Below are 12410 nucleotides of genomic sequence, written 5' to 3'. Positions count from 1 at the left end.
TATTTTAAATGGCATTCTAAATAAACTGCATCATTTCAAGAAGTGCAAGTCGAACAATATAATTGGAAGCGTGAATGCGAGATTTTTAGATTCCTGACTTAACCCTTCTAATGTCCACATAGCTATCGAAACGGGACAGGTTCTCCAGAGGAGGACTATACTTTAGCTAATCCGCACCCTCACCACCTCAGAGAGGGAGACGGCATAGTTCAAGAAGCGTAGTTCAAGAAAGAAGGGCGTGTAAAAATTGCAAATAGGAGATTGCTTTCCGATGAATCGGAACAGGTCGTGCAGTGAAGAACCGAACTTCATGTTGACGATGTAGCAAATGAAAATGAACTCAAGTCATAGATTAGCTCACTGAGCCCTTCGGGGGTTCCTCCAAAGTCGGAATGACAGACATCTTGGATGATAAGTGTTTTTGTAACTAAAAATGGGCTGATAAATTATCAAGCCCATTTAGTAATTAACTGTTTCTAACTAATCAACAACATCCATTGTTGGTGTCTCTTTGTGTGAGCATAAGTGCCACAAATATGGTTTGGAGATATAACTTCTTAGTTAACAGATGAGATTTGCAGGTTGCTTTATACCCATCGGATGACAATGCTTTCTAATTATTTAGTAATGATTTCAGTTAACAACTGTTGCCCATTTTTATACATGATAGATAACTTTGTGCCTGCTGCTGAATCCAACAAACGTTTTAAGGCTTCTGGGTTATTGAGAATAGTCTGGGCTGTTATCCCATTGATACTGGTGATAATAGTATTTTCCTTAATTTTTTGATCTGGATGGTGTGTACTTGAGTTTTGCATGGCTAGTTCTCCTTTTAGGTTAAAACCAAAGGCATAACCCCCTAAAATAAAATCAAGGGGATGGGAAGCATTTTTATTTGGTGTGAGGTATATTTCTTTTTTTTGAAGGTTAATGGTGAAATTGTAACGGTAAATTAATCGCATACCTATGGAACCATCAAAGCCTGGTTTCCAGCTTTCGTTCTGTCCACCACCCGCCATTAGGGTTACCAGCATATTGGTTATAGCTTTGGTATTTGCAAAAGAAAAACTAGCTGCCTTGCCATTAAAGGTAGGTGAGGAGATACCCATGCTGGTGGTGCTGGCTTGATACTCTGGCTTGAAACCACCTACTAGCAAACGATTTTGTCTAACGAAGGGCCTAAAACAGATCAGGTGATAGGCAGCTCCCGTATCAAACACAAAATTACCTGTATAAGGTTTGTCTGCATTGATGGCAACGGTGCCGGGAATGATGAACACACCCGTCATGTTAATGGGTATGGCTGTGCCACCTTTTTCATAAGCGTAATTATCGAAATTGTACAAGCTCAATTCTTTCTTGTCGAAATCTATTTTGGTGATGTATTGCCTTGTCATGGTATTGCCAATAATGCCATCAAGCTCTTTGCCCATATCTTTAAACAAGGCAATGCTTTGGTTTTTTAAGGTAAAGGAACCTAGGGTTACATCATTGCCAGCAGAAATAGAGATTTGCATATTGCCGCCCACCACAGAGGTGTTTTGTTGCCTGCTTACCTTTAAACCAAGTGTGTCTGCTAGTGCTTGGGTAACAGCCATGCCATCGGCTCCGGTATCAAACAATAGACGTAACACCCTTGGGTTGTTATTTAACTTAACATGTAAAACAATAGACTCGTTATAGGGCTCGAAAGGAATAACGGCAACAGGTGTTTGCGCATTAGTTTTAGGCAATAAGAATAGCAGGACAATGCAAAAAAGCATTGTGTGTTTAATGTTTACCATAAATTTAAATGAAGATGTTTTTGGTTTTTTAAAACCACATAGACAGGTAGTTGAAGGGTTAACCTCTATATGTCTGTCTATGTGGTTAATTCCCTTATTTTGCTAATTCTTTTTCTAATAAAGTTTTTAATCGAGGATCTGATGGTCTTGGAGAGTCTACACTTACAATTTTTCCATTTTTATCAAATACCAAAAAACGAGGGATGGTGTTTACCTTGTAGTATTTAGAGAAATCATTGCCTGGTCCGCCAGCCCATAATTGCATACCACCTAATTCTTTATCCTTGATCATTTTTTGCCATTTTTCCTTGTCCTTTGGGTCGTCTGTAGAAAGGCTGATGATTTGAACATCTTTACCTTTCATTTCTTCTTCTAACTTTTTAAGACTTGGGATTTCGCCAAGGCAAGGACCGCACCAAGTTGCCCAAACATCAACCAATACCACCTTGCCTTTTAGGCTAGCCAAGGTTACGGTTTTACCATCTTTATCAGCGTAAGAAAAATTAAGTGCGGCATCACCAGGTTTTAAGGTTGCTAATGGCGTTAAGATGTCCATGTCCCTTTGCTTTTGGCCTTTGGTAATTACATACTTGCCGTATTCATTTTTAAGAGTGATGTAATCATCGTAATTTTTATAGCTAGCTGCTCTGTCTAATATCAAATCTCCCTTTAGGGTATCGCTTACTACCATATCTAATTGGTTTTTTAAACCAGGTAAACCAGGTAAGAATTTAATATCCCTCTGGCGCATATTGACCAAGATAATGGAAGAAATTAAACGTGACCCCCAAGGATAATTATAAGTTAAGCTGGCATTTTTACTGAAGTCTTCGGCTTTTAATGTGCTATAGTAATCAATATATTCTTCAACAGAAGGATGTGCACTACGTGGTGTATTTAAAAAAGTAGTGGCATAAGTGGCTAAATCTAATTTAAGGATGTCTTTTACCTGTGCATCAAACTTGATGTTGCCAGTGGCTTTACCGTTTAAGAAAGTTTTAGATTTGGCGTAGACCTCTTCAAACTCAGGGAAGAAATCTAAAAACGTGCTATTTCCCACTTTCATGAAGTTAACCGACTTGCGTTCTATAGTATAGGTAAGGTCATGCCATTGAGATAAAACTACATTTTCTTTGGTATTTAATTTGCCATTTAATACGTAGGTAGAATCGTTAATGATCATTGATAATTTATCGCCCCCTTTGAAATAGAACTTGTAATTATCTGCTCCATTGATGGTGGTACCTGTACCAATTACGTATAGTCCCTCATAATCTGGAAAAAAATGGAAGCCAAAATCGCCAGTTTTAGAAGGGATGATGGTAGCAATTTCTGTTGTTTTACCTTCGTTAACTGCAAATAGCTTTACGGTACGTGGTTTAGAAAATTTTAGTTTTCCGGTTACTTCAACGCCTTGTTGTGCGTTGGCTCCTAGTGCAGCAAATGCAAAGCATAATACGGCACCTAATTTTTTGATGTTCATTGTGATGTGTTTAAATGTTGCACGATGTTTTTGCATCGTGCAACGTAATTTTGTGGTTGATTATCTCTCTCTGTAGGTTAAGCTTTTTATCCTTCCGAAACCTGAATAACTTTTGTCTAATACCAAGTCGCCATTTACTGGCGGCACGGTGTAGATGTTTAAGCTACCATCGGCACCTGCAGGTAAATTAGTATCGTAACTACCCACCATTAAGTTGTTGCTACCTGGGTATTTTGTTGTACTCTTAAAATCATAAAAGCCGAAATACGATATTTTCTTGCTGCCTAATTCTAGCATCAGTTTTGAGGTTTTAAGAATCATGTCGTATTCGTAAATCTTGCTACCCACCGCATAAAAAATATAGCCTAAATTTGGACTAACTGCATAAAAATCAGCATTACCAATGCCTGTGCCTGTTATTTCATCGTAATAAGATTGCACATTGTTGGCTGGATTAAATCTGGCCAAAAAGCGAGTGGTGCCAGTACCTTTAAGGATACCAAATATTTCGCCACCATTAAATGGCACCCACTGCATATAAGCCAAATCCATACCTGTGCTAAAGCTGAATTTTTTAGTAGCTGCTGATGGGTCTGGGATGGCGGTACAGGTAGCTTGCCCGTTGGTGTATTTAACAAACCTTTGATTGGTTTTATCGTAAAAGTTAGCATATTGGAAACTGCTATGATTGCTTGCGATAAATGGCGCTACCTTAAATTCTTTTTGTTCGCTATTAATGTAATTAATGGGTGCTGAGTAATAGATGTTTTGTGCTCGGTCGTAATAATATGCATTTTCTTTACCAATCATGAAAGACGAGCTCCCAGAAGCCATCTTAATTACATCAGCATAAAAGCCAGCAGGGATAACGCCAAACATTTCATAAGTTAAACCCATGGTGCTAGTCCATTTAAAAGAATTTGGATCTACCTTGGTGGTATAGCTATCTGTCCCAAAATACAAACCATAACTAATGGCATCTGGTCCAATTAAAAGTCCTGTGGGATAAGTATATGTCATTACTGGTTTCCCTTCTAATTTCAATTGCGAACCAGTGGTGGCTAATAAGTCAATAATCAAATCAAAGGTGCCTGTTGTAGTATTTAAAGAAAGCATATCAACTCTGGCACCTCCATTAAAATCACACATTATGATCCAGCCTTCATTAATTTCATTAACTACCTTAAGAGTAAACTTATAGGCATACTTAACGCCAGATGTTTTATCGGTAATGTTATAATAGGCGGTATAAGTACCTGCAACAATGTTTACTTTCATGTCGAGGTTGCGTGTGGTGGCTAAAGTAAATTGTTTAGATCCACCTAAGCCATTTGGCCCAATATAAATCCATTCATAACTATATTTAGCATCATCTGTGCCCGCATCTTGTGTAAATTTGAATTCAGGTTTTAATAGGATGTTTTTTCCAAAAATAGCACTCACTTCTTTTGGTAAGCCGCTAACGTCTGCAAGTTGATTAATTTCATTATAGTTATAATTTCCAAGGTCTTTCTTACAAGCCCCTATAAGTACCATTGCCATTAAAACAACGAATACTTTATAATATATATTTAATTTCATAACTTTTGTTTTAATTATTGTGCTGATGAACCCATGATCATTACACTACCATCATCTTCTAAAATGTTATTCCCCAATGCTCTTTGTTCATTTAGGTAACGCTGCATGAACTTGCCATAGGCCAATGTTTCGGCAATGGATACGCTGGTGTCTAAATAGGCTGGGTCTACTCCTAAAACAGTTATCATTAAGTTTAATTTTTTACGAGTAAAAACACCTAGATATCCATCTAGCCATCTTGCAGGTTTTTTAATGATGTCATTAACAAACCACCTGTAGGTTACAAAAGAATGGATTCTGCCAGTAGTAGTGTTCGCTATTTTATTATTAAAGGTGGTTACAAAATTCTCGTTGGCTTTTAAGTCGAAGCTTAGCAAAAATGTATTCGTTTGCATTTCTGCCTTTCTAAAAAACTTAATTTTTACCGTGTCTAAAGTTTTGTTCTTTTTGATCTGGAAAGAAGTATTCAAGATGGTATAATGAACTCCTGCAATGGCTGTAGAGTTTGGATTAAGCTCCAGTTTATAGGGCCTATCTTTATCTGAAACTGGACCAATGGCAGCTATAATCATATTCATGGTCGAATCTTGGCTTTTGGCAAGACTAAAAGATATATTTGTTGAATCTTTTATAGGCTCTCCGGTATAAACAGGAAGCCTGCCTGCATCATAGAAATAAATAGAATTTTCTCCCGAATAAGTATCGAGTGGTTTTTTACAAGAGATGCTTAACGATATAATTACCAAAGCAATTATATAAGCTATATTTTTTTTCATTGCGTTTAGTTTAAGGGTTAACGATATTGACTTTCTGAAAGAGGTAATGGAACAGCGTAGTTAATGATGATATTAGCTGTACTTGATCCGTTACCTACAGAAGTAATATTTCTTCTTTTATAGTAAAAGAAAAGTTGTCCTTCTCCAAAAAACTCCTTCTGGTATTCTTTTTGCAACTCGGTGTTTATCACTGCAGTTGGAAGAAGGTTAATCAGGTTTCGGTTCAATCTTACCACATTGAGGTAGTTAATTCCATCGGCGGCAACAGGTTCGGTTTCGGCTGCGATGTAATACATTTCGCTAATTTTAAGTAATGGAATGGTAAACCTAAAGGTTTTCGTTTTGTCTACCACATCAGCATATTTGTAAAATGTACGGTAACTTTTTACCCCTGTTGAAGGAATTTGCCAATTGAGGTTATAACGGTAATCGTTGTCATTTGATTCGTATACCGTAGCTAACCTGGCAGGTAATGGTGCTAAGATGCTTGCATCAGCCACGCTTGGGTCAAATATGGCGGTGTATCTGGTATAAAGCTGTGTATTCATGACACCAAATATCATTTCGGTACTAAATGTTCGATCTGGATTAACTTTTTCGTTTAAGGCATTAGCGGTGGTTGTCCATTTAAATTTATCTACTGCCGCGATAACCACTTTTGCTGCTTGCGAAGCCCCAATCTTATTGCCTCTATACAGATAAACTCTCGCTTGAAGGCCTTTTACGGCATAATAGTTAAACCTCAAGTTCCTGTTACTCTTTAAAAAGTCGGCCACATCGGTTGCGCTTGCTGTATTAACCCCACCAGTAATAATTGGATCTGCCTGTAATAAATTTTCTGCATCTGAAAGGTCTTTTAATACCTTAACCATGTACTCATTGGCAGGCAATAGCGGGTTGATGCTCGATTTACTTCCCTCATAATATGGTAAACTTTGTTTAGTGGAATCAACAGTACTATATCTAGGGCCATAAAGACGCAATAAATCGAAATGGAGGTAAGCACGCATGGCTAAAGCTTCTCCCTTAAAGATGGCTTCTGTACTTGGGTCTACTGCTCCCTTGTATTTTTCTATGTTCTCTAGAAAGGCATTAATGTTCAGGATGTTAGCGTACGCTGCTGTCCAAATGCTCTCTAACCTAGTATTTGTTGGTGATTCGTTATACACGTAGGTAGCCATCTTGGTTAAACTGTGTGTGCTTGGAATGTTATAACGCTGTGCTAAAATTTCTATGGTAGAAAGCGACATTTGATCGCCATACAATTCGTTTTTAGCCAAGTTGATGTATAAACCATTTAGTACAGATTGTACACCTAGTTTGGTGCTGAACAGCTGAGTTTCTAAAACCTTGTCTTCTGGTTGTACATCCAAAAACTTTTTACATGAAGTAAACACTGTAATTGTTAATGCTACAAATGCTACTATTTTGATAAAATTCTTTTTCATTTTGATGTTTTTTAAAATGAGGCTTTTAAAGAAAAAGCAATCGTTTGAGCATAAGGATAATTTATACCACGTTCCCTTCTTACATTGGATAGGGTGTAGAAGTCGTTTGTAAATGCGTTAAGTTGTAGGCTTCTAAGTCCTAAGCTTTTTACCCATTTAGAATTGTCTAAAAGGTAGCCGATATTTACAGACTCAATGGTTAAGGCATTTTCTTTTTGCACAAAGCGTGAAGAAATTGGCGTGGTTGCGGTTTGAGAAATACCTTTAAACTGTGCTAAGTCGCCAGGGTTTTTCCACCTGTCGTAAAGGGCACGTTTATCTTGGTTATTGTTAACGCTAACAAAGCTGATGTTTTCTACTTTGTCAAACAATGCCGAATTGAATACATCGCCACCTAATTTATAACGTAAGCTAAAGCCCAATGAAAAGCTTTTATACCTTAAGTTGTTAGAAACCACTCCTTCAACCACCGGTGTTGTATTGCCCACATTAACAATGTTTGCCGTAGCGTAGTCAAAAGTATACTGTCCGTCTTTAGTTAAGAAAACCTCTCTTCCGGTAGCAGGATCAATGCCCATTGATTTAATGGCCCAAATGGCTTCGGCACTATAGCCGTCTTGATACCTAACAGTGGTTTTGTTATTTTCTTGTTGTTTGTTCAGGGAGGTTAACGAGTTCCCGATATCTCCATATTTGCTCTTATACATAGAGCCAAATATGCCAACACTCCAAGTAATGCGCTCGGCCAAATTGTAAACAGGGAAATAAGTAAACTTAGCTTCGATACCTCTATAAGTTAAACTACCAACATTATATGGGTAATTAAACACCCCTGTAGATGATGGTAAATCTACTGGAACAATTAACGGGTTTGTACTTTTGTCATAAGCATTAACATAACCTGTAAATCTGTTTTTGAACAAGGTAAATTCTAATGAACTGCTTATTTGACGCGTTTTTTGTGGCTCCAAGTTTGGATTGCCCAAGGTTGTTAAACTTACTCCTTGACCAAATACATTATAGTTTGTATTACTGTTATAGTTATATACAGAAAGTGAGCTGATATTGGCAAAATTCTGATTACCAGTAATTCCAACGTTAGCCGTTAATCTTAATGTATTGATCCAACTCTTGCTTTTGATAAACTCTTCATTATGGAGGTTCCATCCCAATCCGAATGAATAATATGGAGAGAATTGGTTGTTGCTACCATAAGATGTAGAACCATCGAGGCGGTAAAGTGCATCAAATAGGTATTTGTTTTGATAAGAATAGTTAACAGATACCGTACTGTTTAGTGTTCTGAAAACATTACTTGAAGCGGTTGGGGCTCCACCTTCCATATAGCTATAGGCAAATCTAGGATTACCTAAATTTCCTGCTGGAAAACCTTCAGCTACACTGCTATAACTTCTGTTTTCACTTTCTGATACCGTATTTCTGAAGTTGGCATTGATGATGTGGTCTTCTGCTAACACCTTATGATACGTTAACATTAAGTTGGCCTGATAAGAAAAGTTACTAGCCCTGGTATCTGTATATTTTCCCTTCCTTAAGGTTGGTGTATTGATAAATGCGCTCATGTCTGGCGATTTATAAACTTCGGTGCTGGTATTTCCCTTTGTAATTTGTAACCCACCAGTTAACTTTAGTACGTCATTAATGTCGTAATTAAGGTTTAAGTTATTCTGAACTTCTAAGTTCTTTGTCCTGTTATACTGTGGTTGCATGGCATCAAATAATGGATTACTCACCTGTAAGGTAAGTCCATTACTGGTTCTCGATTCCTCAAGATACCTATTCATTGATTTTTCATAATATGGATTAGTATTTACCCATGTTGAGAAATTGCCATAAGGAGATTCTGTACTAGAATAACCTCTGATGTAAGTAATGTTGTTGATGTTGAAATTATTTTTTCGATAGGTTAAATTAATGCTACCACTATAGGTATCTCTTCCTGAAGCTGTTGTAGAACCTCCACCAATATCTGTTCCTACACCTTTCATCGTACCTTCACCAATTCTATAGTTCATGCCAACGCCATAGGTAAAAGCATTGTCTCCGCCAGATGCGCTGATTGAAGAGTTGGTAGAATAACCATTTTGAACAGGTTCGCTTAACCAATAGCTGTCGATACCTTTCCTCACGTTGGCAAGGTGGGCATTATAAAGTTGATCTAAGTAAATCTCTTGATCAGGTTGGCCTGCAGTACTTGGGATGTAACGACCAGATAAGCGCTCAAATTCTAATTTCTCAGTAGCATTCATCATGTTATAGGTAGAAAGAACGGGCATTTCGAACCTAAAATCTTGACTATAAGAAAAGCTAAGTTGGCCTGGCTTTGGTTTAATGGTTTCGATAACCACTACACCGTTAGAAGCTTGAGAACCATATAGGGCTGTAGAGGCTGCATCTTTAAGTATGGTTACAGAACCTACTCTGTTCATGTCTAAATCTACAATGGTTTGTATGGTAGTGGGAAAACCATCTAAGATGAAGAGTGGCTGATTAGGGTCGGCACCAAATTGATCACGCAGGGTGGTACTTGGAATACTGCTTTTACCTCTAACTTCAATTACTGGCATTACGTTTGGATTAGAGCCAGCCAAGTTATTTTCTATCTGGAGAAAGGAAGGGTCTAATGACCTAAGACTTTGAATGATGTTGTTATTGCTAACTGCTTTTAGGTCATCTCCTGTAAATTTGGCTGTAGTTCCTGTAAAACTATCTTTATTACGGTTAATTCCTGTTCCTGTAACTACTATGTCTTTCATTTCAGTTTCTGAAACCTCTAGTTTGATAGTTAGTGGTTGGGTACTGGCTTTAACCTCTTTAGTTTTGTAACCAATATAGGTGATGATTAGAACATCAGTTTCAGTTGCTGTGGTTATTTTAAATTCGCCTTTACTATCGGTAATGGCAACTTTATCCTTGGTGCCATTTACTCTAATTGAGGCGCCTACAATCGGTTTGCCATCTTCATCAATTACTTTACCAGTAACCACAATGTCTTTCTCCTTATTTTCTTTTGGAGGATTGGTTGCGTATTGTAAAACGATGGTTTTTTCTTCTAGTTTATAAGTTAGAGGTTGGTTGGCGAAACAAAGCCTTAGTACATCTTCTATTGATGCATTTTTTACCTTAAGCGTAACTGGTTTGGCTAGGCTTAGCATGTTTGCATTGAAAAAGAAATCATACCCAGTTTGTTTACTGATTTTTTGTATGATTTGCTCTAGTGGAACGGCCTTCTCGTTAAGTGTGATCTGTGCAAAACTAGTGGTTGCGCTGGCTTGTACGATAAACGAAAATAAGATGATGAACGTTAGTTTCAATTTCAATAATATTTTGGCATAAATACGGCTTGTTTTACCGCTATTAAATGTCATGTAAAAATTCATACATTTGTTTGTTTGGGTTTAAGTTTCAAATGTTAATTGAGTCGATTTATTTAACAAGCTAACCTGAATAAAACTCTTTTAGAGTATAAGGTTAGGGGCGTTGCAACCGCCTCTAACTTATTTTCAGCTTACTGTTTGTGTAGGTAAAATTTACGGCATAACAGTAATCCTCCTTCCTTCGAATTTAAAGTGAATACTTTCTGTTAATTCCATTATTCTTAATACTTGTTTAATGTTTTTTGATCTAGACACTGAGCCAGTAAATACCATTCTTGATAAATCGCTTGGGCACTGTACTTCAACATCATACCACCTCGAGATTTTTCGCATGATACTGCCCATGTCTTCATTGTTAAATACAAATTCATTGTGTATCCAAGCTGTTTCATCATCAACATTTGCAGATTTAATATTAATTAAATCTCCTATTACATTGGCTTGCTGACCAGGTATTAACACCTTAGTAGTGCCATTTTTAGTCCTTACCCTCACACTGCCTTGGGCCAATGTGGTAGCTATACTCTTTTCGTCATGATAAGCATTGATGTTAAAATGGGTGCCCAATACTTGGACAACCTGGTTGTTGGCTATTACCTTAAATGGTTTGTTGGCATTGTGAGCTACTTCAAAATAACCTTCACCTGTTAACTCAACAACCCTTTCATTTTCATTAAATACAGTTGGATATTTTAAGCTAGATGCCGAGTTAAGCCAAACTTTAGTGCCGTCTTCTAATGTTAAATTATAGTAACCTCCATTAGGTATGGTCAATAAGTTTATTTGTGAAGTAGCGGCTGCATTGCTAGTGTTATAAGTCAATTGCCCATCTTCAGTTTTAAAGATATTTGAGCCACCCTGATCGCCTATTTTTCCAATGTTCGCCTCATTTAGTGAAATGGATACGCCGTTTGCCAGGGTTAATGTTGCTTTTTTACCTCCCGGTAAGATTTGAACAATAGCTTGACTTGTTTTGGCGGGATTGTTGTTTTTGTCGAGGTAGAAATACAAACTAAAAGACAGGCAAATTAATACCACAGCAGCGCTGGCAACTTTAGCAAGTTTTGGCCAAAGTTTAATTGCTTTTTCTTTGCGTTTGTGAATTGGTAATGTTGCCCAAACTTGGCTTTTTGCCTCGTTTAGTTCCTCAATGCTGATGTCGATTTTTTCATTGTCTACTGTTAGGTACCAACTCTCTAAAAGAGCTAAGTCTGATTCGGTACAATTGCCTTCCTTATATTTTTTGAGTAGTTGCTTTGCTTCGATGTTTTTCATGTCCTTAAAGAGACTATTTCCTCTTTAAAATATAGACGGCAAAGGGGGTAGGTGGGGGGTATATAAATTTAACAAAAAATTAAAATTAATTTAAAGACTAATAAAAAGCATCATTCCTAGCTTACTACGCAATATTTTAAGCGCATTATTAATTTGTTTCTTAACCGTTTGTTCAGATAAATTAAGCTGTGCAGCTATTTCTTTGTGGCTAAGTTTATCTTTTCTGCTGAGGTTAAAAACTTCCCTCATTTTAGGCGGTAAACTGGCAATGCCACTTTCAATTAAGGCAGATAGCTGTTTTTCTCTTATGTTATGATCTGTAATGCAATAACCTTGTTCTATGTAACCTTGTAAAGACTTAATGTATTTAGATTCTACCTCTTGATGTGAAATTACATCTAAAACCTTGTTTCTAACAGCAGTGTATAAATATCCCGATAGGCTAGAATTAATGACTAATGAATTTCTCTTGTTCCACAGTTGTGCAAAAAGTTCATGTAGTAAGTCTTGAGCTTCCTCCTTGTCGCGTAGTTTTTGATAAGCCTGAAGGTATAAAACATCAAAATATTTGTTGTAAATGATGGTATAGGCTAAGGCATCCTCACTCTTCAGTAATTCAATCAATTCGGTGTCAGAAGGAGAAGTGTCTAGCAACATGCTGCAAT

General features: G+C 37.2%; 8 protein-coding genes. All 8 read right to left on the bottom strand.

Features of this window, described 5'->3' with window-relative positions:
* Positions 1 to 617: 617 nt before the first annotated feature.
* The 8 genes from EZ428_RS10690 to EZ428_RS10655 all read right to left on the bottom strand — a co-directional run bounded on the left by EZ428_RS10690 (position 618) and on the right by EZ428_RS10655 (position 12402).
* Complete coding sequence (locus EZ428_RS10690; RefSeq protein WP_131553130.1) at positions 618 to 1784, bottom strand: retropepsin-like aspartic protease; 1167 nt, start codon at positions 1782 to 1784, stop codon at positions 618 to 620.
* Positions 1785 to 1878: 94 nt separating this feature from the next.
* On the bottom strand, positions 1879 to 3267 hold the full coding sequence (locus tag EZ428_RS10685) for a TlpA family protein disulfide reductase (RefSeq protein ID WP_131553129.1): 1389 nt from the start codon (positions 3265 to 3267) through the stop codon (positions 1879 to 1881).
* Positions 3268 to 3327: 60 nt separating this feature from the next.
* Positions 3328 to 4848 carry a PKD-like family lipoprotein gene (locus tag EZ428_RS10680; RefSeq protein ID WP_131553128.1) on the bottom strand — a complete coding sequence of 507 codons (1521 nt, stop codon included), beginning with the start codon at positions 4846 to 4848 and terminating at the stop codon, positions 3328 to 3330.
* 14 nt (positions 4849 to 4862) lie between these two features.
* Positions 4863 to 5624, bottom strand: a complete 762-nt coding sequence (locus tag EZ428_RS10675) for a DUF4843 domain-containing protein (protein ID WP_131553127.1) — start codon at positions 5622 to 5624, stop codon at positions 4863 to 4865.
* Positions 5625 to 5641: 17 nt separating this feature from the next.
* The gene (locus EZ428_RS10670; RefSeq protein ID WP_131553126.1) at positions 5642 to 7072 is read right to left on the bottom strand and encodes a RagB/SusD family nutrient uptake outer membrane protein; all 1431 of its coding nucleotides are present in this window, start codon (positions 7070 to 7072) and stop codon (positions 5642 to 5644) included.
* A gap of 11 nt (positions 7073 to 7083) precedes the next feature.
* Positions 7084 to 10473: a SusC/RagA family TonB-linked outer membrane protein gene (locus EZ428_RS10665; protein WP_131553125.1), complete on the bottom strand. Its 3390-nt coding sequence runs from the start codon at positions 10471 to 10473 to the stop codon at positions 7084 to 7086.
* Positions 10474 to 10623: 150 nt separating this feature from the next.
* On the bottom strand, positions 10624 to 11745 hold the full coding sequence (locus tag EZ428_RS10660) for a FecR family protein (RefSeq protein WP_131553124.1): 1122 nt from the start codon (positions 11743 to 11745) through the stop codon (positions 10624 to 10626).
* A 90-nt stretch (positions 11746 to 11835) separates the two neighbouring features.
* Positions 11836 to 12402, bottom strand: coding sequence for an RNA polymerase sigma factor (locus tag EZ428_RS10655; RefSeq protein WP_131553123.1), 567 nt, complete (start codon positions 12400 to 12402; stop codon positions 11836 to 11838).
* Between the last annotated feature and the right edge of the window lie 8 nt (positions 12403 to 12410).

The sequence above is a fragment of the Pedobacter frigiditerrae genome (assembly GCF_004331645.1).
GTDB lineage: Bacteria > Bacteroidota > Bacteroidia > Sphingobacteriales > Sphingobacteriaceae > Pedobacter > Pedobacter frigiditerrae.
The sequence above is the reverse complement of the archived record's forward strand: the minus strand, read 5'-3'. Positions and strand labels throughout refer to the sequence as shown.

Bases quoted from the DNA above. Each gene is read 5' to 3' on its own strand.
- EZ428_RS10690 (WP_131553130.1), bottom strand. From the start codon at position 1,784: ATGGTAAACATTAAACACACAATGCTTTTTTGCATTGTCCTGCTATTC.
- EZ428_RS10655 (WP_131553123.1), bottom strand. From the start codon at position 12,402: ATGTTGCTAGACACTTCTCCTTCTGACACCGAATTGATTGAATTACTG.
- EZ428_RS10685 (WP_131553129.1), bottom strand. From the start codon at position 3,267: ATGAACATCAAAAAATTAGGTGCCGTATTATGCTTTGCATTTGCTGCA.
- EZ428_RS10670 (WP_131553126.1), bottom strand. From the start codon at position 7,072: ATGAAAAAGAATTTTATCAAAATAGTAGCATTTGTAGCATTAACAATT.
- EZ428_RS10660 (WP_131553124.1), bottom strand. From the start codon at position 11,745: ATGAAAAACATCGAAGCAAAGCAACTACTCAAAAAATATAAGGAAGGC.
- EZ428_RS10675 (WP_131553127.1), bottom strand. From the start codon at position 5,624: ATGAAAAAAAATATAGCTTATATAATTGCTTTGGTAATTATATCGTTA.
- EZ428_RS10680 (WP_131553128.1), bottom strand. From the start codon at position 4,848: ATGAAATTAAATATATATTATAAAGTATTCGTTGTTTTAATGGCAATG.
- EZ428_RS10665 (WP_131553125.1), bottom strand. From the start codon at position 10,473: ATGAATTTTTACATGACATTTAATAGCGGTAAAACAAGCCGTATTTAT.